We start from the raw sequence: 22751 nt of genomic DNA, 5'->3' as shown, positions 1-22751 counted from the left end.
CACGTGGGGCCGCCGAAGCTGTCTGACTGCGGATCCCAGAAATCACCCTCCAGGCCCAGGCCGGCGAAGATCGCGCGCATCTCGTCCGCGCGGGGGCGTCGGGACGCTTCCTGCAGTCGACTCGCATACCACGTCGTCGCGAGCGTCCACAGCTGATGGATCCTCACCAGCGGTCGCATCGGCAGCCCGTGCGCGGCGCACCACTCGCGAACCCGTTCTTCCGACCGGAAGAACAGCATGGTGCTTCAGGTGAAGACGATGTCGTCCCACCACTTGGCCGCCGGGACGGAGCAGTGGAACAGCCAGCTGCAGGGCTCGGGCCCCTCGCGGCCGACCTCCAGGTCGAGGGGCACACGGGATTGCTCGCAGCGCGCGTGCACCACGCCCGGCCGCCCGAGCGCCGCCGGCACGCCCAGGGCATCCCACGCGCAGTTGGCGAAGTAGTCCGTGCCGCCCACGGTCACGACGTGCTGCGTCGAAACGCCCGAGAACGGGGGCGCCATGCGGATCGACGAGCCATCCGCCTCGAGCACCAGCAGTCGCTGCGCGCGCAGCCGAGCATACGCGTCTCGCACGCGTCCGGCGCCCGATCCGACGCGCTCGGCCACGGCTCCCAACGCCGGCCTGCGACCCGTTTCGGCGAAATGACCGTAGACCGCCAGCTTCACCTGCGTGTCGAAGTCCATGCTCGCCTCGCGTCGCGCCACGGCGGCGCCCGATGAACCGCCCCCTCGGCCGCAGCTGCCCGCGGCGGGTCCGTCACACGATCTTGCAGGGAATCACGGCGTCTTCGTCGTACCCGTACACGGCGCACAGCCGGTGGTAGCCGTCCGCGATGATGACCCGGCCGCGGCCGACGTCCCGCACCAGCAACAGCGGCGACAGCTGGGTCCCTGCCGCGATCTTGCGCCGGTCCTTCTCCACGTGCGCATTGCTGATCCCCAGCAGCGAGAGCCCGGACGCACGGAAGATGTCCTTCGCCTTGAACTCCGTGACCGCCGAACGCGCGAGTTGCTGCGCGTACCTGCCCACGCGGACGCGGTCGAACGTCAGGCTCAGGTAGGAGCGCGCCGCGGCGTAGTCGTGCGCTTCCGGCTCGCGGAGCCACTGGATCCCCGTCTTGTCCTTCGGCATCGAGGTGACCTCCGGGAAGATGTCGGGCGGTCGGCGGGCGTCGCGCGGCCGGGCCCGCTGCCCCAGGCGCTGGTCAGGCGGGGCGCTCCGCAGGACCGAGCATCTCTCGCATCAGCGCGTGCCCCTCGGGCCAGGGACCGTATCCCGCCGCCGTGTGGATGTGCCCCGCAGGCCCGATCGAGATCAACCGGCTGCCCCAGGCCTGCGCGAACCGGGCCGCTCGCTCCGGGGTGACCAGAGGATCGTTGCTGCTGCTGACCACCAGCGAGTCGAAGGAGAGCCGCTCCAGGGGAATCGGCGCAAAGCACCTCACTTCCGGTGGAGCGGTGCCCGCTTCGACGTCGCTCGGGGCCACGAGCATCGCGCCGACCACCTCGCCGGGCTCCCGGTCCACCGCCCATTTCGCGATCGCGATGCAGCCGAGACTGTGCCCCACGAGGAAGACCCTGCCCGGGATCGCACGCACGGCCTGGTCCAGAGCCGCCACCCACTCGGTCGGCTCCGGTTGGTCCCAGTCGCGCTGCCGAACCCGCCGGTACGCCGGGTGCGCACGCTCCCAGATGCTCTGCCAGTGGCCCGGCCCTGAGCCCGTGAAGCCCGGAACCATGAGAATGGTGCATCCCACGGGTCACCTCGCATCCGCCCGGCGAAGCAGGACCGTCTGCCCGACCGCCAGGCCACCGACGCGGCTGACGGTGCCGTAGATTCCCGCGGTGTTCCGATTCGCCTGAACGACCGCCTTCAGCATCTCCGGGGCACGCGCGGCCGTGTCCGGATCGACGTTGACCATCGAGCAGCGGACATCGCGCATCGTTACGGTGACCGCGGGGTCGTCCACCCCCTCGCCGAACGAGAGGACGCCGCCCAGCCACTCGTCCTCCTCGAAGGGCACCGATCGCCGCGAGCGAACCACGATGTTCGGGCGAAAGCGACGCACGTCCGCGCCGCGCCCCGCGAGTCGCCCGATCTCGCGCACCGTATCGAGCGTGATCACCGAGATGGTCGCCTCATCGAAGATGCCATGATCCAACCGCATCATCTGCACGGGAGCGCCGTGGCGGCGTCCCACCTCCGCGGCCAGGTCTCCTCCGAAGACCGGCATCACGGCGCCGTCCGGCGCGCGGACATGGGTGGGAAGGTCCCCCTCCGCACCGTCCTCACGTCGCTGCGGCGCGAACAGCAGCAGCTCGGGCAGCCTGCCGGCGGTCAGCCAGGGAAACCCGCTGCGGTCGTCGCTGCGCCGAAAGGCCAGGCGTCGGTCGCCGTCGAGGCCGTACCAGCCCAGCTGGGCGACCTCGAGTCGTTCGCCGGCCATGGACTTCACCGGATACCGGAAGAGCGCTTCTACCTGTCCGATTTCGATCGGCATGGCCGAGCCGCGTCAGCCCAACTCGTAGTGCAGCGTCAGTGGATACTCGGTCCCGTGCCCGAGAGCCGACGTGCCCTCGCCCCGCAGGCCCCGAAGCTCTCCCGTGCCGGAGCCGGGGATGACGACGTAGGACTCCGTCGCCACGCCGTTCTCGAATGCTCCGGTGCGCTGGAGCACGAAGCTGCCCGCCTTCCCCGCAACGTGCCCGACGACCCGCTCGAGGCCGACGACCGTGGCCGAGCCGTCGCCGCGGTACATCATCAGGTATTCGACCTGCCCCTCGCCGGCGATATCACCCTTGAACGTCCTCGTGACGGAGGCCCGGGTCAGCTTCGGCAGGCCCTCGCCCTCGCCGTAGGGCTTCTCGTCCCAGCTCTTGATGGTGAATCGGGAGTTCGCGACGTGTTTCATCTCGTCCTCGGCCGGGTGATGGAAACGGGATGTCCTGGGGCACTATGGTCTGCAGATGCTGCGTGCGAACGTGGGCCGCCTGGCTGGGCGGCCCCGGGTTCATGGCGTACTCGTGCGCACCGAATCCACCACGACGAGATACGCATTCCCGGCAGGATAGACGGTCCCCTCGACCTGGACGCGCTTGCCTATCATGGCCTGCACGGACGCCGATCGGCCGCTGGCACCGGGACGAAAGGCCAGGAGGTAGAGTACGCTCTCGTCGCTCAGCAGTACCGGCTCGAGCCGGCGATGGGCGTGCTGGCCCGCGCAGCGAGCCTGCGCCGAGTCGGCGAGTTGCTGTGCGAACGCGCACATGGGGTCGGCCAGAGTGCCGAGCAGGACGATGCTGGCGCCGCGCGGATGACGGTGCACTGCGTGCGCCTGAGCGGCGAGGGGGCTGCTCAGGAGCGCCAACGCGCCTGCGAGGATGAGCGTCGTTCGTGACATCGTGAGCACTCCGGATGGCTCGTTGTGGCCGCCTACCTGCGCGCGCCCCCGTGGCGGGCGACCGCCGCTCCCCGCCGAATCACGACGTTCTTGGCGAGGGTCTTGAACCGCTGTCCGTTGGGCTGGACCACGGTGATGGTCACGTGACCGGTCTTGCTGGTGTTGACGTCCCTTATGATACCGGACTTGCCCGCATGTGTGCCGCCGATGACCTGGCAGCGAGCGCCAGCCCGTGGTTCGCCTGGTGCCTTCGACTTCATGCTTCTCGCGCCGCCATGTTCTGCTCCAAGGGCTGCCGACGAGTTGAAGGCTACGGCGGCCCGAATGAGCACCTTCAGAGCCCCCTCGTCCAGCCTGTCGCCTTCGTGGAAGTCGATGGCGCGCCTGGTGTTGCCCTCGAGACTGGAATTGAAGAGGCCTGAAGGGTCCTTCAGCGAGGCCCCCTTGGCGAAGGTCATCTTCACGACCTGCTTGTACGTCTCGCCGGTGCAGATCAGCCCGCTGTGCGACCAGACCGGCGTCTCCCACTTCCACTCCTCGGCCACGTCGGGGTCTGCCTTCCTGATCAGGGCGCGCAGCCGGGAGAGCAGCTCGCCCCTCCAGTCGCCCAGATCCTCGATTCTCGCGTCAATCAGCTCCGATGGAGACGCGGTTCTCTTCGACCGGCTCTTCTTCATGCGACCTGCCCCTCCTCATGCGGCGCCGCCGAGCCTCGTGAGGAGCATAGAAACGCCGGAACCTCCGACGTGTCAACGCCCGCGTGGCGGCAGCTGCCGAGCGCACGACCCCGGCGCCCCGAGCGCCCGCGACACCGTCGAGTGGCCGGCCTCGCCGGGAGTCCGCAGCGTTCCTCGCATCTCGGCGAGACGGCTAGCGGCGCGTCAGGGTGACACGTGCGAAGGGGCGGCGCACCCCGGAACTGTCGTTGTCCATGTGCCACTGCCACGAGTCCGTCGCGCGATCATAGACGAACGTGGTGTGAAAGCTGTCGGTCGCCGTGTAGTGGAACAGGAAGGGCACCGAGTCGCCGGCCACGGATCCGCGGCCGACGCCCTGGGGATCGAAGGCCGCCGCGGCCGTGTTGTCCAGCCACATGCAGGCATAGGCCCCGGTCCGGGGATCACGACCGAACAGCACCACCGCCTCGTACGCCGGCGTGCCGTTCGCCCCTCGCTCGCGTGATATCTCGTGCATCTGCACGTACTCGCGGCCCAGCAGCCACTCGAAGGTCACGTCGTGGACCGTCTGCTGCCGGGCGATCGTGCCCCGGAGCACCCACTGCCCAATGAGGCGCGGGAAGAGCGAGTCGGGATGCAGCGCCTGCCCGGACAGCCCAGCCGGCGCACCCATGAGAGCGAACGCGAACATCACGCCCTTGCGCATTGCCACCTCGTCGCATGAGGAGACCGAACTCCGCGCCGGCGCCGATCCCGGCGCCAGCGGGATGGATCATCGCGAACGGCACCGCGAGGGCCACCATGGAGCACAGCATGCCCAGCATGCCCAGTTGCGTGGCGGCCCGCCCGACGACTCGCGCCTCGGCAGGGCCGCGGCCGCCTTGCTACAGGCTGCGAGAACCAGCGTGGCGACCAGGATTCTCCGGTACCGCATGACTCTCTTCGGCTCGTGACGTCTGCAGCGCTACCCTGACCGATTCCTCGGCCGCGAGTGGTCGTTCATCCGTCGGCGCGACATCCGCGGCCGGCACCGCCGGCCGCCACACGTGCAGGTACCAGAAGAACGGCATCACCACGACGCTGCCAAGAAACAGCGCCGCCAGCCACAGGGCACGCGCCCGTCGCGAGCGCAGCGGGATGCGACACGCGTGCACCATGAAGGCGACTTGCAGGCCCGCGATGACCACAGCCGCTCCGGCCGCCGAGAACATGGCCACGGCAAAGCCGCGACCCGTCCCTGCCCCCTCCAGAGACGGGGGACGGCTGCTCGCACGAAGCAGCGGCGGGGCAAACTCGAAGAACCCGACCGCCGCCACGGCGTAGGACGCCAGCAAGGTGATTCCGATGCCGAGCGCGAAGCCACGCCTGCGGGTCATGGCCGCCCTGGGATCCGCCTAGCGACTCGCCGAGATCGCCCACCGATAACCATCCGGGTCGCGCAGTCGGAAGACCCGAGCACCCCAGGGCATGTCCTTGGGCTCCATCTCGAGGGCGCCGCCCCGCTCCTTGATCCATCGCGCGATCGCATCGGGGTCCTGGGTCGTGCTGAGCTGGAGGGAGAAGCCCTCGCCCTTGGTGCGCTCCCACCCCTTGGCGCCGTCATCCTGATTCAGGATGATCCGCACGTCGCCGGCTGACAGCGCCATGCCGCGCAGCTGTCCGTCACGCTCGATCCGCCGGTCCGTCTTGAAGCCGACGACATCCACGTACCACGTGACGCTCTTCTGCAGATCCTTCACGGTGAGCGAGACCTGCAGGGCCCGCCCCAGTAGCAGCTCAGTCACAGGGCTCATGCGTCTCCGGGAGGTAGAGGTTGTTGACGATCTCGGAATGTAACCGGATCGCGCCGTCGGCTGCGGCCCGCCATGCGACTCCGCCTCTAGCCGCGCCCGCCGTACACGCTCGCGTCCCCTCGCAGGCGCATCGCGCAGCGGATCACGAGCTCCGCCACCATGAACCCGATGCCCCCGATCCACCAGGGCCACGGATGCCGGGGACGACCGCGCATCGTGCGCCTAGGGCTCGTCGCGCACCCGCAGCGCCGTCACCTGGCGCACACCGCGGGCACCGCTCCCGTCGGCCGGGACCACCAGCCGCCACGGTCCGACCGCCGACGTCAGCGGGTGCCCATCCTCTTGGTCAGCCAGGAGCACCATGCGGGCGCCAAGGCCCGGCGCGATCTCCGCCAGCGTGAACACGGCGCGGTAGTGGTCTGCCGCTTCCACCACCACCCGCTTCGTCAGGTCGGCGCCCTTGAGGCTGTCGATCGGCACCCCCGCGCGCCGCAGCAGCACGATCAGCCGAACGCCTGCGTAGGCGTGCGGCGTGCCGTGATACGCCCACTGGACGGTGTCACGGGGCAGGGCGGCCAGGTCAGCGGCCCGAAGGACGGTGGTGCGGCCGGCAACCTCGATGACGACCGAATCGTTCGCGGCCGCCGTGATCGACGGAGCCATGGCGAGCAGCAGAGACATCATGAGATGCACGGACCCAGCCTCCATGCCGTTGATGGTGTCAGCAGAAACCGTGGCGGCCCTCCAGGCAGCCCCTGAGCTACGCTACGTCGTTGGTTGCGCATGGAACGGTTCGCGTCATGCCTGGTCCTCGCGTCCGCCTACCCGCGCCTCGCGCCGCCACAGCGTCCAGGCGAGCAACCCGGCCCCGAGGCTGATCCCGATGTCGGCCAGGTTGAACGTCCAGAACCGCCATGCGCCCAGGCCCACGTCGATGAAGTCGACCACGCCCCGGTTGCTCGCCAGCCGATCCAGGAGGTTGCCCGCCGCACCGCCGATCAGCAGCGCCAGCCCGAGCGCGCGAGCCCTGTCACCGACCCCGGTGGTGCGCAGCAGCCGCACCAGGATGACGATGGCGGCGGCCGTGGCAGCGATGAGCAGCCAGCGGGCGCGCGGGCCCACCGGCAAGCTCATGACGGCCTGCTGGTTGAACGCCAGGGTCAAACGCACGGTGTTCCCGACGACCGGATGTGCGACGTGAGGCGGCTGCAGGTAGGTCACCGCGGCGCGCTTGGAGGCGCAATCGGCCAGCACCAAGGGCACAGTGACGAAGATCAGAAGCCGGGCCTTCGACACGTGGGCTCCTCGGGACACGCGTTGCCGCTCTGGTTGGGCGGCCACAGGCACTACGTGTCCCGGTGGGTGGCCACCCCGAAGCAGTGCTCGTATCCGTCGTCGTCGGTCACGAAGAACTCCGTCTGACCGTAATCGCGGTCGGTGATCTCCGAGACGGCATAGCCCAGCTGTTGCAGGCGATCCCTCAGCGCGTGGATGTCGCGGGGCGCCCAGTACAGTCGGATGCCATGGTAGTTCTCCGGCCTGACCGGTGAGCCGGCACGCTGATTGAGCCAGAAGTAGAGGCGCTCGTCGTGGACCATGCAACCGACGAGGCGGCCGTCCTTCCGCATGGGCCGGTCCATCGTGAGCCCGAGACCCTCGACCCAGAAGCGCAGGCTCTGGTCCAGGTCTGCGCTCGGGATGACCGGGATGCACGACTGTAGCTGCACCGATACCTCCCGTTGCCGCCCCCCGCCTCTCCGCGGTGACGATGGTGTTCCGGAGGCGGGCGCCGGCTTTCCGGAGCGCCTCGACCGTCGCGGCACGATCGCTCACTTCGATCGCGAATCGGTTCCACCCGCCGCAGGACGATCACCGCATCGACGTCGTGGACGATGTACCGCACCTGCGCGGTGGCCGGTGTCCCGGTTCCTCCTCGTGCGGCCGCCTTACGCATCGCAGCTCGGCGGCGGCCCCGAGCTCAGTGCCCGTGCGGGTGGCCCAGTTCGCGACAGCCGCTGCTGATCCTCTGGATCCTGGGGGCAGCCGGAGGTCCCCTGAAGAAGACCGTGAGGGGCCAGCTCGTGCATTCGCCGAAGCTCCTGGTGCCGAACAGCACGAGCGTAGTGTCGCCTCTCTGCATCGCGTGCCCGACATAGAGGCTGTGGTCGAGCTCCCGCAGATACGCGGCGTCCTGACGACCGGCGGCCAGCACCCACCGCACGGCAACCGCCTCTGCGCCCTGCCGGGCGAGGGCAGCGGAGTCCTGCGCCAGGCCGGCGGCCAGGAACTCCCGGGTGGGAGCCAGGAACGCTTGGTACGTGCGGACCGAGTAGATGCCCAGCAACCGCCATCCCACCAACCCGACACCGAGTAGTGCGAGGAGCATGATGCCGGCCTGGCGAACGCGCGCGTCGAGTCGCATTGGGGCTCCACTCCTGACCGGCGCCACCCCGTTGGCGGTCGCAGCGGCCTGACGAATCGCGCCTCGGCGGCGGGCCGGCCGCCGGCCCCGCCTCTGCCACCAACTCAACCTAATCATCGTGCGTCGGGCGTGCGTCACGCGCCAGTTGATCGCCGGGGGCGCGGGCGGCAGCGGCCGCGGGAGCCCCCGGCTCACCGGCGTCTTCTCCACCGCGAGGGTAGTGGTCGAGTTGGGCTGTTGCAGTACTGATGGACGGCGTGGCGTGTCAGCTGGGCGGTCGTGCGCGGAATCTCGCCGAGTCGCGTGGCACGGTCAAAAGGCCGATGACATTCCGAGATGCTTCCTCAATTCGGCCCCCTCGCTGACCGCATGGTCCCGGTCGTGGTCGCCCGTGCTCCGCAGGGCGCGTGGCGGCCGACCCGCCTACGCCACGGCGAACCCGATCGCCGCTTCCCGGCGCCGGCTGCCGGCGGCGGCCGCGAGCAGCAGCGCGGCGCCACGCGCGGGGGAGGCCGCGGCCCGGCAGAACGCCGCGTACACTTCGGGCCGCCACGAGCCCTGCCGCACGCGCATCAACGCCATCGCGCCGGAGCTGCTCATCGGAGGGCGGTAGCTGCGCGAGCTGGTCAGCGCGTCGTAGACGTCCGCGATGGCGATGATGGACGCGTGCAGCGGGATCTGCTCGCCGCACAGGCCGTCGGGGTATCCGGTCCCGTCGTGCTTCTCGTGGTGCCAGCGGATCGCGGAACGGACGGCGGCGGGCAGGTGAACGCCCTCGAGCACGTCGAGACCCCAGACCGGATGCATCTTCATGATCGCGAATTCGGCATCGGTCAGGCGTCCGGGCTTCCGCAGGATTCTGGGCGACACCTTGAGCTTGCCGACGTCGTGCAGGTAGGCGCCGAGGCGTACGGGGCGGATTTCGATCCGGCTCAGGCCGATGGCCGCGGCGATCTCCGCGGCGTAGGACGCCACCCGTTCGCTGTGGCTGATGGTGCCGGGATCGAACGCCCGCGTGGGAAGCCCGCAGCTCTCCAAAACGTCGAGGATGCTGGCGCCTGACGGCACACAGGGTGTGCGAGCCTTGCGCGGCTCGGAGGCCGGCGCCACTGGCGCGGCGTGCGGCGCGTACGGCAGGGGTTCGGGCGGCGTCGCGTCCGTGGCGACCCTGCGGTAACGCGGGTGCGAGGTCGGGAGTCCCGTGCGGTGCATCGCCGCCTCCCTGATGGACTGCCCCGTCTTGGTGCGGATGCCTGACACGGACAGCGTGCGCAGAGAAAAGGTGACGCATGTCGCAACTTGCGACGCGCTGTCGAGGCCGTCGCCGGGCGCTGTCCTCCCCTTCCCTCACCAGCCACTCGACCAGCGAGCGCGGCGCACCCGTCCGCTTCAGGCGCCGGTCGGGCAGGTCACCGCGAGCATGCCTCGCGGATGTGACCGGCAACAAACACCGCCCCCGAGCTTGCAGCGCCGCCGACGGGGACCGATGGGGACGCGGAAAAAGCCTGCGCGGACACGGCCGAATCGCTCGCCGTCACGTCGATTACGTCCTCGCCCCCTTCGGGACGAGCTCGTACGAACCGAGTGGCACCGGACCGGCCCAGGTTCACCTCAGCGAACCCGCCGGTCAGCGCGATTCGGCTCGCGCACGCAAGGCGCGCGCTGGCCGGGCTGGGCTCGCTGCCGGGCCTGGGCGACGGGCAGGAGCACAGGATCAGGATCACGCTGATGCCTAGCACTCGATGAGTCACGGGCGTCCCCTCTCAAGTGACTCGCCTGACGAATCGCGCCCAGCGGCGGGCTGCCGCTGGTCGGACGGCGGAACGCGGCGCTCAGCGACCCGGCAGGACACTCCAGCCATACCGGTAGCGATACGACCACGCCGTCATGCTATCCACCGGGCGGATGCTGAGCACCTTGCGCCGCTGGCCCGGACCGACCTGGACGTGCAGCGGTACGAGCCCGCACGGCGTCACGTTCTTGCACTCGATGACGTTCACGTTGGTCACCACGACGACCGCGGAGGAGTTGTTCTCGACGTAGATCTCCTGCACGTCGACCGACGGCTCGGACTCGGCGACGATGGTCCGCTCCGTGGGCGCCACATACCCGGGCGACCCCGGAGCCAGCTGGGGCCGTGGTGGAGCGGAGGCGCAACCGAGAAGCAGAGCGAGGGAGACAAGCCCGGGAAGTCGCGTGCTCATGTGCTGGGCCCCCTGCGAGAGGTTTGTCGCCGTCCAACGAACGGACCGCGCTTCGGCGGCGGGCCGGCCGCGGGCCCGCCAACCACCACCGATTGAGCCTAACCCGGGAGCGTTAGGGCGGCGTCACGCGGCCGTCCCCTCCGCTCCAGGACCCTCAGTGTTCTCGCGCAGTCCCAAACTCCAGGAGATAGCCATCCGGGTCCTGGACCAGGATGTCGCGCTCTCCCCAATCCCGGACCGTTGGCCCGTCGGCCGCGATCCCGAGGTCCCGCAGTGCCCCAGCCGCGGCGTCGAGATCCGCGACCTCCAACTCCACGTGAAACTGACGCTTCTGATCTGCGAGCAGCCCGAGGCGACCAGTTCCGAACTTCAGCAGCGCAAAGCGCCCGGGCATGTGGAACAGCACGGTGGCACCTGGCAACCGGCGGTAGAAGGCAATGGAGCGCTCGACGTCGGACACGTGCAACGTCACGCCTGCGAGTGCAGCACTCACCATGGGGGTCACTCCTGGATGTCTGGCCGCCGCCTGACGACTCGCGCCTCAGCGGCGGGCGCCTGGCCGCCGGGCGCACAACACCTGCACGACCTCAGTCCACCAACCCAGCGCGCCTCCACCGGATCCGCCCGCCGTTGCAGGCTTTGATCAGGCGGCGCTGTCGCCCGGTGGCACTGCCCGCTGGGGCCGCCAGAGCGCAACGAGGATCCCTGGCCGCAGGATCAGGAACAGGCCGACGCCGGCCTGAACGAGGCTCGCGACCCATACTCGAAGCCGGATCGCGGCTGGAACCTCGAACCCCGACCGCACCATCCACGCCTGCACCAGCCCGGGAAGCGAATTGAGAAGGACGAAGACCCCGGCCAGACCTACGAGAACACACGCGACATCGGGCAGCGGACCCGTCGACTCGAGGTCGAGGGTCGAGAGGACGCGCCGTGCCACGGCGGCGGCATGAAAGACGAGCAGGTAGCTCAGGGCCAACAACAACACAAACGGCAATGCCATCGCTGCGAAGGCACCCCAGGCGCCATGCAGCGCATACTGGAACGGGGCAGCAGTTGCGACCCTGGGGAAGACCAGCAGCGCCTCGATGAAGGCCCACACGCCCAGGAGGCCGACGCCGAGCTGAGCAATCGCTTGAGCATTCACGGTGCCTCCAGAATGTGCCGAGACTCAGCGCCGCCCGACTACGGGCGCGGGTTTGGCAGCCCGGCTCGTGGCCGTCTGACCCACCTCGGACGGTGGGAATCGGCCGGCGCCCCAGCCGTCACTGAAACAGCTTCAGGCGGCTGGCGACAGCGATGTACACGAGGGCGAGGACGAAGAACAGGCCCAAGCCGGCCAGAATGGCCTTCTGCGATCCCACCTTCGGGGCGAGGTAAGCGACCGCCAGCATGTATGGCACCCAGGACACGAGCGTGCCGGCCAGCACCCACTTGGCGTGCTGCCCGACCGCCGCACCTCCCGCTGATTCACCGATGAAGGCGTACGCGACGAGCGTGAACACCGGCACGAGGGTGGCAAGCCCGGATAGAGTGCGGTGGCCGCTCTCTTCGAGCGCCACGATCAGTGTGGTGAACACCCCGCCCGTCACGAAGTAGATCAGGAGGTTGGGAAGCTTCATGGAGCCCTCGCCGAGTGCTTGGCATGATCATGGCATCCAATACGCTCGCATGCAGCCGCGGATGAGCGAAGTCAGACCTTGGGCGGGCATCAGCGGCCGTGCCCACCGCTCCAGGCGCCGGTCAGGCCGCTGGCGTCGAAACGGTCCGCTGCGCCGGCCCGAGCCGACCCGCGACGAGGATCGCCAGAGCTGCCACGACCAGCGCGTCGGCCGTGAGCTGAAGCCCGCTGCCGTAGGCAAGCTGGAGTCCCCCCACCGAGAGCGGGTGCAGCGCGAGAAGCACGTACACAACCTGCCGGCGGACTCCCGCCAGACTGCCCAACGCCATTACGAGCGCGGCGGTGAGACAGAGGCTGATGCCGGACCCCGTCCAGATCGCACGCACCACCGGCTGAAAATCATCCGTCACATGCGCGAAGACCGATCCGGAGTATGCGAAGTGCAGCAGGCTCGCTGCCAGCAGCAACCCGATGGCGAGGGCGCTCACGGCTCTGGTCACGGAGTCCTTGGTCATGCTGCCACCTCGATTCGGAGTGGTTGCGCGAACGGCTCGACGCAGAAGTCTCGGATGGCGTGCGCCGCCACCAGGCTGTCGAGCCAGGCGCGGCGATACGGCTGCATCGTGGCAAGGAACTCCGGCGCGGAGGCGCTCAGCCGGCGGTGGCGCGCATTCGGCCAGCTCATGAGGGTCGGCGGCGTCCGCACCGCCGGGGCCTCGGCCCCCCGCGCGGCGTGGACCACGGGCGCGGTATCACCCGCGACCCTGTCCGCGGGTGCGGCATAGGCCGCGAGGATCGCGGAGACGATGCGCTCGGCGCTCGTGAGCACAACTGCACGTCGTGTCATAGGGTGCTCCCTGTTGCGGCCGTGAGTCACGAGCCTGTTCATTGGCCTTCAGGCGGCTGCCATAGCTCGACCTTGTTTCCCTCTGGATCAATGACCCAGGCGAACTTCCCGTACTCGGATTCGTCGATCTTCTCGAGCACGTTGCAGCCTTCTTCCTTCAAAGCCTTGACCAGGGCATGGAGGTCTTCCACTCGGTAGTTGACCATGAAGGGAGCAGAGCTCGGAGCAAAGTGAGCACTGTCTTGCGGATCGATGCTCCAGGCCGTTGTGCCGGCGACCGGCTTGCCCTCGGCGTCGGTCCAATCGAAGGCCGCTCCGCCCCAGACTTGGACATCGATTCCCAGGTGCTTCTTGTACCAAGCCTGCAGTGAAGGAGCGTCCTTGGCCTTGAAGAAGATGCCGCCGATGCCAGTGACTCGCCTCATGTGACCTCCAAGGGCCGGTGGTGGTGAGAGGAATGTTCCTTCTGCAACGGTTTGGACCAACCGCTGTTAGTGCGGCCACAGCCAGCCGAACGTCGCGCCGGTGATCAGGGCGTAGATGATGCCGTCGAGCGAGTGCGTGATCGTGAATCGCGTGCTCTTGCCCCACCAGATCCAGTTCTGCCAGTGCGCAACGGCGTAGCAGCAGAAGGTGACGGCACCACTCACGCGGAACACTTCGAGGTACGGCGCACCCGGTCCGCGCGTGCGGCCCGTGACATATGCGGCGAGCACGGCGATGAAGAGCGAGTAGACGAACCACTGGCCGAGCAGCTTGCCCATGTTGATGTCGCCGCTCGGCAGGACCGACATGATGCCCACCGGACCCTGCTTCATCTTCTCGGCGAACTCCGGCGTCTTCATCTCATCCACGCTGTTGGAGTAGGGGAAGCGATAGTCCCCCGGCTGCACGTTCAGGTCGCGCAGCGTATCCATGAGCTTCGCCTCGCCGGGGACGTTGGTCATGTCGCCCTTGTGCCAGCCCAGCAGCGAATGAATGATCGCCAGCGCGATGAACACGAACACCGCCGATACGATGACCGGCATCCACAGCGCAACCAGGCCAACCATGACTACCTCCAAGAAGAGAAGGAGGGCACGAGCGCGGAGCGCCCATCGGTCTGCCGCACACAAGCGTGGCCCTTCGAGCGCCGAGCCCTATTGCAGCGACGTGCTTCCGGCCACCGCAGGAGGCGTCTGCCCGAGCAGCGTGAGATTGGCAATCGCGGCCATCGCAGCCTTCCCGCTCGGGATCTGTCGAAGGCCGAACATGCTATCGCCCTCGAACCACTCCGCCTCCACAACCAGGACCCGTTCGACGCTGTCGGTGAGTGGATCATGCCACAGGCCATACTGCGGAATGGCGATGTGCAGTGGTTGGCCGACGACTCCAACGCACGCCGCAAAGACCGCGTTGCCGCTCCGGACATCAGCTGCCGTTGCCACCCGGCCGCTCAGGTATCCGGTGCTTGGAAGCGACGGCCAGGCTGCCGCCACCTGAGCTCGGCCCGGTTGGGCGGCCTTCTGGTGGGGAGTGCGGAGCCCGCTGGCACGCTGGCTGCCGCCCAGCAACGATGCCAACCCGAGCAGCCCAATCGCGCTCTTGCGAAGAGTGGACATGGTGCCCTCCACGCAGCCCAACGACTCGCGCCTCGGCGGCGGGCCGGCCCGCGGGCCCCACCATCCATCTCCAACCAGCCTAACCTGGGAGCGTTAGGCAAGGGTCTCGCGGCCGTGCCCGCCCGGCTGCGGCCACGCCCTCCGGTTGCTGCCTGGCGACTCGCGCCTCAGCGGCGAGGTGCGGCGTCACGCGTCATGGTGCGCTAGCCCACGGCAGGCGGCCCAGAGAGCGACGCCGCCGACGACACCGCTCTGCACGACGATCCTGGCAGCTGCCATCTGGGGCCAAGCATGCATGGCAAGCAGGATGGTGGCGGCCGCCACTCCGCTTGCCGCGCCGGAGGTGCCGGAACCGGTCAATCCCCTGCCCAGCACCCGCAGACCGAGTGTAGCGATTCCGACGTAACCTGCGGCTGCAACAAGCAACGCCGCCCCGCTGTGCCAAGATAGGCCCGCGATTGAAGCCGTTCCGGAGAGCGCGCTGCCGACATACGCGAGCATCAACACCGCGCCGCCGAGCACTGGCCTCAGCGCGAGACGACCCACCCTCATCGGGCGTGATTCGGCCGCCTCGCGCGCGAGACGCTCGGAATCCAACGGATTGAGCTCGTTCGTCATGCCGCTCCGGGCTGCCTGACGAATGCGCCTCAGCGTGCGGGCCGGCCGCGGGACCCGCCAGCCATCACCAATCAGCCTACACCCCGAGCGTCACGGCGGCTTCACGCGGCCGTGCCCGCCGCTGCAGCAGCCGGTTCGACATCAGCGCTTGGCGATGCGGTCGCTTCGCGCCGACGGATTCCGCCACTGCCACAGCCCCGCCATCACGCTCGGCGGCAGTCGGTACCCGAGTTGGCGGGCCACCATCACGATCTGACCTCGATGATGCGCCTCGTGGGCGACGAAGTACGTCAGGACGTGTTCGACGTCCAGCGCGAGGTTGCGCCACACGTACGCCCTCGATGACGGCACCTGCCCGCCGCGACGGCAGCCTAGCTCCAGGAGGGCCGCGATGCCCCGACTGCTCCGCTTCAGGGCCGACACGAGTTGCCGCGGCGTGACGGATCGGTGGTCCACGCGCGTCGGGGCAGCGATCCCGTGCTCGGCGCCCAAGGTCTTTACCCAGCTACATCGTGCATTGTGGAGGTGCGCGGCGACACTCCGGACTGTCCGTGTTGGGATGCCGGGTATCGTCGCGCGCCAGAGCGCCGCCGGGAGGCGCTCGATCAGGAACGCCGTGACGCGGCCGTTCGTGTTCCAGGCGGCGAGCAGGGCATTCGGCGCCTCGGGTGCTCGGAGCACGCGTCTACCTCCTGCAGATGCGCTGATGCCTGACGACTCGCGCCTCAGCGGCGGGCTGGCCGCCCACTCGGCTGGGCGCTGCGATGCTCTTCCTACTGCACCAGTGACGGGCGTTAGGCGGCGTTCCGCCGCTGCAGGCGCCGGTTGGGCCGCTTCCGATCTCAGCGGCCGCCATGCGCCGTGTCAGCCCCCCGCGTTTCCCGCAATGCCTTGAGGTCCTGGAGCAAGCTGCCCCGGTCCTCGACATGGCGGAAATCGACGAAAACCCAGCGGCTGCCGACACGCCGGACCTCCGCGACCACGTCCGGTCGCGATTGCGGCTGCCGGTCCGTGCACATGCCGTTCACGGCGACCAGAATGGTATCCCCGCGCCGGGTCGTCCCGGTGACCTGATAGGGGTCGCACGGATCCTGCGCGGCGAGAAACGGGTCCCAGTCCAGGCCGGACACCGCATCGGGGCTGCCGGCCTGCGCGGCCAAGTCGAGCCGCATCGCGCCGAGGAGCACCGCGTCGAAGAACCCGGAACTGTCTCGCACTGCGACTTCATAGCGGTCACCCGTCCGCTTGTACCACTCATAGAAGGCTTGAACGAAGCGCGCTGCCGATTGCGCGGCCGAATCGGGCGCGGGTGCGCCGAGGGTGGAGTCCTGGCTCGCTACGCCGGGATGAGCCTCGGAACCGGCGGGTGCCTCTCGGTGGCAGGCCATGACAGGCACGACCGCCAGCACGAGTGGACTGAGCCGCCAGACCAGCGTGGTAGCGTGTATCACGGAGCTCCTTGGCCGGAAGCGGCCTAACGAAGTTCGCGCTCGATCGTGTAGCGATCGGCGAGGGCCGCCCGAAGACCTGCGGGCATACCGTCCACGCCGCTCACTCTTTGAGCGCAACCAGCGCGACGAACGGCGGATAGTCACGCAGCGCGATCAGTTCGAGATCGGTCGCGTGCCAGCCGAGGTCGTACCGGCCGCCGCGGTTCAGGTAGTCGCGCAAGGCCGCCACCGCTTCGACCTTGCGGCCGAGCAGCGCGAAGATGCGGGACACCTCCAGGCCGTTGTTCCGCAGCGTGTCCGCCCGCAGCTCCTCGATGCGTCGCAGAGCGGCGGCTGTGTCCCCCTGACTGGCAGCAATGCGCGCTGCGGAGTTCACGTACAACGGCTCGTCGGGAAACTCACGGCCCAAGTCCGCGAAAAGCCGAGCGGCCTCCGCGTATCGCCCCAGATAGTAGTTCTCCACCGCCATCTCTTGCCGAACTTGCCGGTCCTGCCGGCGATCCGCCGGGAGGGCCTGGTTCCATGCCAACGCCCGCTCGAACATGCGCTGGTACTCGGCCTTCGTCCGGTGCTCGAGCAGCTCGGCGGCAACAAGGTGCATCAGGGTTCCAGGCGCCCGGTAGTCGGGGAGCGCCCGGCTCGCCGTCAATACCTGCTCTAGTTCCGCCATTCTCCCGAGCGCAAGGAGGGCGCGGGCCTCGGTGAAGGCATGGTCAGAGTTGCCGGGATCCCGCGTTCTCGCTTCGCGCGCCAGCGCCAGCTCCTGGTCGTACCGGCCCAGCCCGTGCAACGCGGCGGCCTCGACGGAGTACCACGCCTGCCAATCGCGGCCCCAAGAACTCGAGGTGTCCCGGAGGTGGTAGAATCTCGTGGCCTGCGAGAGGTGGTTGGTCCGTACGGCTGCATAGAGCGCCAGGTAGGCAAAGGCCTGCGAGTCAACCTGGAACGCCGCCGTCGCAGCTCGCCACTCATCCTCGGGCGACGCGCGCAGTGATTGGGAAATGTCCAGGACAAGCGTCTCGCCGCGCGTCAGACGCCCGCGGCGCGTCTCCATCACTCGCAGGATGGAATCGGACTCATGCGAGCGACCCAAGTTGAAGAGCGCGCCCGCTAACTGCTCGGCGACGTAGAACTGCGTGGAGTCGCGCCGGAGTATCTCCTGTTGGACGGGGATCGCCTCGACGAACTTCCCCTGATTGAACAGCTGGTTGGCTCGGGTCCACAGCCTGAACAGCGCGAGAGTACTTGGTGGTGTGTAGAGCGATGGGTCCATGCCTCTTGATTCCGGCGACACGTAGTAGCCCACCGCTCCGAGAATCCTCTCCTTCGCTTCGTCCACCACCCGACCAGCGTTCCCCGCCAGGCCCTGTGCAGCGCGGAGGCTAAAGACGGTCTTGAGGTCGCGGGCGCGCAGCACCTGAGACTGCACCTCCACGGTGTCGCCGCGTTGATAGATCACCCCTGTCACGAGGGTCGCCGCGCCGCTGGACCTGGCGATTCGGCTCAGCATCTCCGGTGTAGCACCGCCCTCCCCGGTTGCGCCGAGCGCCGCGCGCCGAGGCTTGACCGCGCCCAGCGCGGCCTCCTCAATCGCCGACTCGATCCGGTCTGCGGCCAGCTGGCCGACATCCTTGAGGCCCGGTGACGTCACGCGGGTATCGAACGGGAGCACGAGGATCGGTTCGCGGACATCCACGGTCTTGGCCCCGCCGCCTCGCGCGTGCCACAGGATCAGGCCTACCGCCGCAAGCGCGACAACCGCAGCGGCGATCCCCGCCGCCAGGGGGACACGGCGTCGCCGCCGGACGGACACGGTCGCGGACGGCGCGGGCGGGGCTGGGACTCCTGCCGACACGCGGGTGCCGAGCGCCTCCGCGAACAGCGCCACCGGATTGAACCGATCGGCCGGCGTCTTGGCCAGCGCCCGCTGCAGCGCAGCCGCCACGGCCGCCGGCACGGCGGGCCGGACCCTGGTGACGTTCGGCGGCTCGACCGCCAGATGCTGCCGCACCACGCTCTCGGCCGTCGACCCGGTGAACGGTGGCTCCCCGGCCAGCATCTCGTACAGCACGCAGCCCAAGGCGTAGAGATCGCTTCGCCCGTCCAGGTCCTTGCTCCCCGCCGCCTGCTCGGGACTCATGTAGGCCGGCGTCCCCAGCGCGACCCCCGTCTCCGTCAGCCGCGTGCCCCCCGCCGCGTCGATCGCGCGCGCTATTCCGAAGTCGGCGACCACCGCGTGCCCCGACTCCAGCAGGATGTTCTCCGGCTTGATGTCGCGGTGCACCACCCCGTGAGCGTGGGCGTACGAGAGCCCGTCCGCCACCTCCCGAGCGATCTGCAGCGCGTCGTCGAGCGGCAGCTGCTTCTCTCGGGTCAGGCGGTCGCGGAGGGACTCGCCTTCCACGTAAGGCATCACGTAGTAGAGGATCCCGTTCGCGGTGCCCGAATCGTGGAGCGGCAGAATGTGGGGGTGCGTGAGCCGCGCGCTGAGCTCGATCTCCCTCAGAAACCGCTCCGGACCCAAGGCGGCCGAGAGTTCGGGCTTGAGGACCTTGAGGGCGACGGGACGGTGGTGCTTGAGGTCCTCGGCGAGGTAGACGGTGGCCATGCCACCCTGCCCGAGTTCGCGCTCGATCGTGTAGCGGTCCGCGAGCGCCAGGCGAAGCGAGTCGGAAGCGTCCATCGCTTCACCGCCGACGTGAAGATGCGCCAACGTATCGTGCGGCCTGCGGGGCCGCCAGCGTCACCGCCACCGCAAGGACTCAACTGGGTCGCGGGATAGGCGAGCGAAGGCGTCGGATACGGGTCCGCCGCTTCGTCGTGGCGCAGTCCGATGCGCCCTGACGCGTTCGGGTCTCGGCGTGCATCGTAGGTGTGCCTGGCAGGCGGATCGCCAGCGGCCTGTCCGCTCCCGCCGCCGGCCAGGGATGATCGGCCAGGAATCGGCACGGATGACGGGACGAGCGTGTCGCTGAGCGGCGGTCGCCGTGCTCTGATCGTGCCGCCAGGCGGCCAGGGATACCGCGGTGGTCGTCGTTGGCGCGCTTGTGCTGTTCGTCTGCGCCGGGCACATTCGCCATCGGTTGCTGCCTTCATGGACCGCGACGAGCAGAGCACGCAGCAGATACCGACCTAGGAACAGGAGTTGTTCATGACCTGCAAGGACGTCACGCGCGCGATCCCCCTGGCCTGGGCTTCTTCCGCCCGCCTTCTTGCCGTCCTCCTGCCGGTCCTGCTCCTGGGCGCCGCGAGAGGCGTGGCACAGAGCGAGGGGTCCAACGCCGGCGACCTGTCGCGGCGCATGCGGTATGACCTGGATTACCTCTCGACGGGCTCGGGCAACAGCGTGCAGCACTCGCACCTGCTCCTCCTGCTCACGCGCGGCCAGGTGGACACGCTGCAGCCGCCCGTGGACTCCGCTACCACGGCGCGGGAACAGCGTGCCGCCGAGGAGGCCGGCCGCCGCACGCGTCACAACTCGGAGGCCATTCCCTTCGGCGGGCATTGGTACGCGGCCGCGTACACCAACGACTCCCTCTGGGTGCTGGGTCGCGCGCTGCACCGCCCCGGCGGCGACACGGCGCTCGTCGTGATGGTGGACCATGCCGACCACGTCGGCGGCGAGCCCGCGGTGTCGGGCGTCGCGACCATCACGACGCCGATGCCGGCGGCGTTCTGGACGATGGATACGGACCCCATCGGGCAGAACCGCGTACTACTCGCCTGGCTGCAGCGCGACTCGCTGTTGCGGGAGTTCCTGCGCTAGCCTTGCAGCGGCGGCCAGGCCTGCTCTCGCGCGCTCGCGCGCGGCCTCCCATCTTTCGCGCGGGGGGGTGCTGCTCGATCCGCCCCGGAACGCATACGGAGATGTCGATGATCCGCCCACGGCCTCACGTCGTCCGCTGGCTGCTGGCGCTCGCGCTGGCGGTCGCTCCACTCGTCCCGCTTCGCGCGCAGCGCGGCGTGCCCGGGCTCGACACGGCGGGCATGGGCCGCTCGGTGCGCCCCGGCGACGACTTCTACCTCTACGCCAACGGCACGTGGCTGCGCCGGACGGTCATCCCCGCCGACCGCAGCGCGTACGGTGCCTTCAACATCGCCGACGAGCGCGCCGAGCGACGGCTGACGACGATCGTGCAGGACGCCGCGGCGGCCGACGCGCCGGCGGGATCGGATCTCCGGAAGATCGGGGACTTCTACCGCAGCTTCCTGGACACTACCGCCATCGAAGCCCGCGGCCTCGAGCCGCTGAAGCTCGAGCTGGACCGGATCGCGGCGATCGGCGACCCCACGGCGCTCGCCCGGTACCTCGGCGCGACGCTCCGGGCGGACGTGGACCCGATCAATACCGGCCAGATCGACACCGACAACCTCTTCGGCCTCTGGGTCGCCCAGGATTTCGACGCGCCGACGAAGTACTCCGCGTATCTCCTTCAGGGCGGCCTCGAGATGCCGGACCGCAGCTACTACGTGGACACGTCCGCGGCGATGGCCGGCATCCGTGCGGAGTACCGTGCGCACGTGGTGCGCATGCTCGCGCTGGCGGCCTTCGCCGACACCGCGGGGCTGGCCGATACGATCCTGGATCTCGAGACCAGGATCGCGCGGGTGCAGGAGAGCCGCGAGGACAGCTACGACGTCCTGAAGGGGAACAACCACTGGTCGCGGGCGGACTTGCCGGGCCGGGCGCCGGGGCTCGCCTGGGACGCCTTCCTCGACGCGGCCGGCCTCGGCGACGTCGCGACCTTCGTGGCCTGGCAGCCGGGCGCGATCACGGCGCTCTCCGCCCTGACCGCGAGCGAGCCGCTGTCGGCCTGGAAGGCGCTGCTCGCCTATCACGCGATCGAGCACCACGCCGCAGTCCTCCCGCCGGCGTTCGACCACGAGGCGTTCGCGTTCTTCGGCCGGACGCTCTCGGGTACACCCGAGCAGGAGCCGCGCACCAGGCGCGCGGTCCAAGCGACGAGCGGCGCGCTCGGCTTCGCCGTGGGGCGACTGTACGCGCAGCGCTACTTCCCGCCCGGCGCGAAGCGGCAGGCCCAGGCGATGGTTGCCAACATCGTCGCGGCCTTCCACCAGCGGATCGCCCGGCTCGCGTGGATGGCGCCCGCGACCAGGGCCGCGGCGCAGGCGAAGCTCGCCACGCTCCGGGTGAGCGTGGGCTACCCCGACCGGTGGCCGAGCTACGGCGGGCTCGACGTCGTGGCGGGCCGGGCGTACGAGAACGCCGACCGGGTCGGGCGCTTCGAGGACGCGCAGGCGCTCGAGAAGCTGCACCGGCCCGTGGACCGCTCCGAGTGGGTGATGACGCCGCAGACCGTGAACGCGGTCAACCTGCCGGCGATGAACGCCATCAACTTCCCGGCGGCCATCCTGCAGCCGCCCAACTTCGACCCCGAGCGCGATCCGGTGCTCGACTACGGCGCGATCGGCGCCGTGATCGGCCACGAGATCAGTCACAGCTTCGACGACCAGGGGGCGCTGTTCGATGCCGACGGGCGCTTGCGCAACTGGTGGACGCCGGAGGACTTCGCGCACTTCGCCGCCGCCGGCAGGCGCCTCGCCGTGCAGTTCGATCGCTATCGCCCATTCCCGGATGTCGCCGTGAAGGGCGAGCAGACCCTCAGTGAGAACATCGCGGACGTGGCCGGGCTCGGCGACGCCTACGATGCCTGGCGGCTCACGCTCGGCGGCAAGCCGGCCGCCGGCGCCGCAGGCTTCAGCGCCGAGCAGCTCTTCTTCATCAGCTACGCGCAGTACTGGCGCCAGAAGATCCGCGAGGCGGCGCTGCGCCAGCGACTGGTCACCGACGGACACGCGCCCGCCGAGTACCGCGCCGACACGGTGCGCAATCTCGACGCCTGGTACGCGGCCTTCGACGTCAAGCCGGGCGCGAAGCTGTACCTCGCGCCCGCGGAGCGCGTGCGCGTCTGGTGAGTGCGGCGCGCAGCCCTCGCGCCGGCGCCTCAGGCGCGGGGCGGCTGCGCGAAATACACCAGTGTCTGGTAAGGCATCACGATGCAGCCGCCGCGTGCGTGGCGCTCGAACAGCTCGCGCAGCAGCGCCATCACCGTGGCGCAGCGGGGATCGCCGCGCTCGGGCGCGTAGGAGGAC

The 22751-nt window shown here is 69.3% G+C and carries 32 protein-coding genes; 2 read left to right on the top strand and 30 right to left on the bottom strand.

Features of this window, described 5'->3' with window-relative positions; genetic code table 11:
• The 30 genes from VMF70_01065 to VMF70_00920 all read right to left on the bottom strand — a co-directional run.
• On the bottom strand, positions 1–239 hold a 239-nt coding region (locus tag VMF70_01065; protein ID HTT66593.1), incomplete at its 3' end, for a hypothetical protein.
• A 6-nt stretch (positions 240–245) separates the two neighbouring features.
• A complete protein-coding gene (merB, locus tag VMF70_01060) occupies positions 246–707 on the bottom strand; it encodes an organomercurial lyase (protein ID HTT66592.1) in 462 nt (153 codons plus the stop codon).
• Positions 708–759: 52 nt separating this feature from the next.
• A complete protein-coding gene (locus tag VMF70_01055) occupies positions 760–1134 on the bottom strand; it encodes a hypothetical protein (GenBank protein HTT66591.1) in 375 nt (124 codons plus the stop codon).
• Positions 1135–1207: 73 nt separating this feature from the next.
• Complete coding sequence (locus VMF70_01050; GenBank protein HTT66590.1) at positions 1208–1759, bottom strand: alpha/beta hydrolase; 552 nt, start codon at positions 1757–1759, stop codon at positions 1208–1210.
• Between the two features lie 3 nt (positions 1760–1762).
• Positions 1763–2503 carry an MOSC N-terminal beta barrel domain-containing protein gene (locus VMF70_01045; GenBank protein HTT66589.1) on the bottom strand — a complete coding sequence of 247 codons (741 nt, stop codon included), beginning with the start codon at positions 2501–2503 and terminating at the stop codon, positions 1763–1765.
• A gap of 12 nt (positions 2504–2515) precedes the next feature.
• Positions 2516–2914: a DUF3224 domain-containing protein gene (locus tag VMF70_01040; protein ID HTT66588.1), complete on the bottom strand. Its 399-nt coding sequence runs from the start codon at positions 2912–2914 to the stop codon at positions 2516–2518.
• 99 nt (positions 2915–3013) lie between these two features.
• Positions 3014–3403, bottom strand: a complete 390-nt coding sequence (locus tag VMF70_01035; GenBank protein ID HTT66587.1) for a hypothetical protein — start codon at positions 3401–3403, stop codon at positions 3014–3016.
• 32 nt (positions 3404–3435) lie between these two features.
• Positions 3436–4080, bottom strand: coding sequence for a DUF1801 domain-containing protein (locus tag VMF70_01030; GenBank protein ID HTT66586.1), 645 nt, complete (start codon positions 4078–4080; stop codon positions 3436–3438).
• 193 nt (positions 4081–4273) lie between these two features.
• Positions 4274–4786 carry a hypothetical protein gene (locus tag VMF70_01025; protein HTT66585.1) on the bottom strand — a complete coding sequence of 171 codons (513 nt, stop codon included), beginning with the start codon at positions 4784–4786 and terminating at the stop codon, positions 4274–4276.
• A 178-nt stretch (positions 4787–4964) separates the two neighbouring features.
• A complete protein-coding gene (locus VMF70_01020; protein ID HTT66584.1) occupies positions 4965–5456 on the bottom strand; it encodes a hypothetical protein in 492 nt (163 codons plus the stop codon).
• 18 nt (positions 5457–5474) lie between these two features.
• Entirely contained in the window at positions 5475–5873 is a 399-nt protein-coding gene (locus VMF70_01015) for a VOC family protein (GenBank protein HTT66583.1), read from the bottom strand.
• Positions 5874–5959: 86 nt separating this feature from the next.
• Positions 5960–6088 (bottom strand): hypothetical protein, encoded by a 129-nt coding sequence (locus VMF70_01010; protein ID HTT66582.1) that lies wholly within the window; start codon positions 6086–6088, stop codon positions 5960–5962.
• Between the two features lie 7 nt (positions 6089–6095).
• Positions 6096–6557: a molybdopterin-dependent oxidoreductase gene (locus tag VMF70_01005; protein HTT66581.1), complete on the bottom strand. Its 462-nt coding sequence runs from the start codon at positions 6555–6557 to the stop codon at positions 6096–6098.
• A 114-nt stretch (positions 6558–6671) separates the two neighbouring features.
• Positions 6672–7169, bottom strand: coding sequence for a signal peptidase II (gene lspA / locus VMF70_01000; protein ID HTT66580.1), 498 nt, complete (start codon positions 7167–7169; stop codon positions 6672–6674).
• Positions 7170–7219: 50 nt separating this feature from the next.
• The gene (locus VMF70_00995) at positions 7220–7600 is read right to left on the bottom strand and encodes a VOC family protein (GenBank protein ID HTT66579.1); all 381 of its coding nucleotides are present in this window, start codon (positions 7598–7600) and stop codon (positions 7220–7222) included.
• Between the two features lie 251 nt (positions 7601–7851).
• Positions 7852–8229 carry a hypothetical protein gene (locus VMF70_00990; protein ID HTT66578.1) on the bottom strand — a complete coding sequence of 126 codons (378 nt, stop codon included), beginning with the start codon at positions 8227–8229 and terminating at the stop codon, positions 7852–7854.
• A 489-nt stretch (positions 8230–8718) separates the two neighbouring features.
• Positions 8719–9555 (bottom strand): HD domain-containing phosphohydrolase, encoded by an 837-nt coding sequence (locus tag VMF70_00985; protein ID HTT66577.1) that lies wholly within the window; start codon positions 9553–9555, stop codon positions 8719–8721.
• Positions 9556–10127: 572 nt separating this feature from the next.
• On the bottom strand, positions 10128–10400 hold the full coding sequence (locus VMF70_00980; GenBank protein ID HTT66576.1) for a hypothetical protein: 273 nt from the start codon (positions 10398–10400) through the stop codon (positions 10128–10130).
• A 253-nt stretch (positions 10401–10653) separates the two neighbouring features.
• Positions 10654–10959 carry a VOC family protein gene (locus VMF70_00975; protein HTT66575.1) on the bottom strand — a complete coding sequence of 102 codons (306 nt, stop codon included), beginning with the start codon at positions 10957–10959 and terminating at the stop codon, positions 10654–10656.
• A gap of 183 nt (positions 10960–11142) precedes the next feature.
• Positions 11143–11646, bottom strand: a complete 504-nt coding sequence (locus tag VMF70_00970) for a hypothetical protein (protein HTT66574.1) — start codon at positions 11644–11646, stop codon at positions 11143–11145.
• 118 nt (positions 11647–11764) lie between these two features.
• On the bottom strand, positions 11765–12121 hold the full coding sequence (locus VMF70_00965; GenBank protein ID HTT66573.1) for a hypothetical protein: 357 nt from the start codon (positions 12119–12121) through the stop codon (positions 11765–11767).
• 121 nt (positions 12122–12242) lie between these two features.
• On the bottom strand, positions 12243–12635 hold the full coding sequence (locus VMF70_00960; GenBank protein HTT66572.1) for a hypothetical protein: 393 nt from the start codon (positions 12633–12635) through the stop codon (positions 12243–12245).
• Positions 12632–12967: a hypothetical protein gene (locus VMF70_00955; GenBank protein HTT66571.1), complete on the bottom strand. Its 336-nt coding sequence runs from the start codon at positions 12965–12967 to the stop codon at positions 12632–12634. Before VMF70_00955 ends, VMF70_00960 begins: the two co-directional genes overlap by 4 nt.
• 38 nt (positions 12968–13005) lie before the next feature.
• Positions 13006–13392, bottom strand: a complete 387-nt coding sequence (locus VMF70_00950; protein ID HTT66570.1) for a VOC family protein — start codon at positions 13390–13392, stop codon at positions 13006–13008.
• Between the two features lie 66 nt (positions 13393–13458).
• Positions 13459–14019 carry a hypothetical protein gene (locus VMF70_00945; protein HTT66569.1) on the bottom strand — a complete coding sequence of 187 codons (561 nt, stop codon included), beginning with the start codon at positions 14017–14019 and terminating at the stop codon, positions 13459–13461.
• 87 nt (positions 14020–14106) lie between these two features.
• Positions 14107–14568, bottom strand: a complete 462-nt coding sequence (locus VMF70_00940) for a hypothetical protein (GenBank protein ID HTT66568.1) — start codon at positions 14566–14568, stop codon at positions 14107–14109.
• A 186-nt stretch (positions 14569–14754) separates the two neighbouring features.
• A complete protein-coding gene (locus VMF70_00935; protein ID HTT66567.1) occupies positions 14755–15186 on the bottom strand; it encodes a hypothetical protein in 432 nt (143 codons plus the stop codon).
• 141 nt (positions 15187–15327) lie between these two features.
• Positions 15328–15867 carry a DinB family protein gene (locus tag VMF70_00930; GenBank protein HTT66566.1) on the bottom strand — a complete coding sequence of 180 codons (540 nt, stop codon included), beginning with the start codon at positions 15865–15867 and terminating at the stop codon, positions 15328–15330.
• 161 nt (positions 15868–16028) lie between these two features.
• Positions 16029–16637, bottom strand: coding sequence for a hypothetical protein (locus tag VMF70_00925; protein HTT66565.1), 609 nt, complete (start codon positions 16635–16637; stop codon positions 16029–16031).
• Positions 16638–16737: 100 nt separating this feature from the next.
• Positions 16738–19320, bottom strand: a complete 2583-nt coding sequence (locus VMF70_00920; GenBank protein ID HTT66564.1) for a protein kinase — start codon at positions 19318–19320, stop codon at positions 16738–16740.
• 468 nt (positions 19321–19788) lie between these two features.
• Between VMF70_00920 and VMF70_00915 the strand changes: the two genes are divergently transcribed.
• Both VMF70_00915 and VMF70_00910 read left to right on the top strand, forming a co-directional pair.
• The gene (locus tag VMF70_00915; protein HTT66563.1) at positions 19789–20403 is read left to right on the top strand and encodes a hypothetical protein; all 615 of its coding nucleotides are present in this window, start codon (positions 19789–19791) and stop codon (positions 20401–20403) included.
• 107 nt (positions 20404–20510) lie between these two features.
• Positions 20511–22574, top strand: a complete 2064-nt coding sequence (locus VMF70_00910) for a M13 family metallopeptidase (protein HTT66562.1) — start codon at positions 20511–20513, stop codon at positions 22572–22574.
• Positions 22575–22751: the final 177 nt, after the last annotated feature.

This window comes from Gemmatimonadales bacterium, from assembly GCA_035502185.1.
GTDB lineage: Bacteria > Gemmatimonadota > Gemmatimonadetes > Gemmatimonadales > JACORV01 > Fen-1245.
Note: the sequence above shows the minus strand (reverse complement) of the source record. Positions and strands in the feature narration are given on the sequence as shown.

Excerpts from the sequence above, each read along its gene's own strand:
- VMF70_00960 (HTT66572.1), bottom strand. The coding sequence starts at position 12,635 with ATGACCAAGGACTCCGTGACCAGAGCCGTGAGCGCCCTCGCCATCGGG.
- VMF70_01040 (HTT66588.1), bottom strand. The coding sequence starts at position 2,914 with ATGAAACACGTCGCGAACTCCCGATTCACCATCAAGAGCTGGGACGAG.
- VMF70_01005 (HTT66581.1), bottom strand. The coding sequence starts at position 6,557 with ATGATGTCTCTGCTGCTCGCCATGGCTCCGTCGATCACGGCGGCCGCG.
- VMF70_01045 (HTT66589.1), bottom strand. The coding sequence starts at position 2,503 with ATGCCGATCGAAATCGGACAGGTAGAAGCGCTCTTCCGGTATCCGGTG.
- VMF70_01010 (HTT66582.1), bottom strand. The coding sequence starts at position 6,088 with ATGCGCGGTCGTCCCCGGCATCCGTGGCCCTGGTGGATCGGGGGCATC.
- VMF70_01035 (HTT66587.1), bottom strand. The coding sequence starts at position 3,403 with ATGTCACGAACGACGCTCATCCTCGCAGGCGCGTTGGCGCTCCTGAGC.
- VMF70_01015 (HTT66583.1), bottom strand. The coding sequence starts at position 5,873 with ATGAGCCCTGTGACTGAGCTGCTACTGGGGCGGGCCCTGCAGGTCTCG.
- VMF70_00920 (HTT66564.1), bottom strand. The coding sequence starts at position 19,320 with ATGGACGCTTCCGACTCGCTTCGCCTGGCGCTCGCGGACCGCTACACG.
- VMF70_00915 (HTT66563.1), top strand. The coding sequence starts at position 19,789 with ATGACCTGCAAGGACGTCACGCGCGCGATCCCCCTGGCCTGGGCTTCT.
- VMF70_01055 (HTT66591.1), bottom strand. The coding sequence starts at position 1,134 with ATGCCGAAGGACAAGACGGGGATCCAGTGGCTCCGCGAGCCGGAAGCG.
- VMF70_00945 (HTT66569.1), bottom strand. The coding sequence starts at position 14,019 with ATGGTTGGCCTGGTTGCGCTGTGGATGCCGGTCATCGTATCGGCGGTG.
- VMF70_00955 (HTT66571.1), bottom strand. The coding sequence starts at position 12,967 with ATGACACGACGTGCAGTTGTGCTCACGAGCGCCGAGCGCATCGTCTCC.
- VMF70_00950 (HTT66570.1), bottom strand. The coding sequence starts at position 13,392 with ATGAGGCGAGTCACTGGCATCGGCGGCATCTTCTTCAAGGCCAAGGAC.
- VMF70_00910 (HTT66562.1), top strand. The coding sequence starts at position 20,511 with ATGATCCGCCCACGGCCTCACGTCGTCCGCTGGCTGCTGGCGCTCGCG.
- VMF70_00940 (HTT66568.1), bottom strand. The coding sequence starts at position 14,568 with ATGTCCACTCTTCGCAAGAGCGCGATTGGGCTGCTCGGGTTGGCATCG.
- VMF70_00965 (HTT66573.1), bottom strand. The coding sequence starts at position 12,121 with ATGAAGCTTCCCAACCTCCTGATCTACTTCGTGACGGGCGGGGTGTTC.
- VMF70_01025 (HTT66585.1), bottom strand. The coding sequence starts at position 4,786 with ATGCGCAAGGGCGTGATGTTCGCGTTCGCTCTCATGGGTGCGCCGGCT.
- VMF70_01030 (HTT66586.1), bottom strand. The coding sequence starts at position 4,080 with ATGAAGAAGAGCCGGTCGAAGAGAACCGCGTCTCCATCGGAGCTGATT.
- VMF70_00935 (HTT66567.1), bottom strand. The coding sequence starts at position 15,186 with ATGACGAACGAGCTCAATCCGTTGGATTCCGAGCGTCTCGCGCGCGAG.
- VMF70_01020 (HTT66584.1), bottom strand. The coding sequence starts at position 5,456 with ATGACCCGCAGGCGTGGCTTCGCGCTCGGCATCGGAATCACCTTGCTG.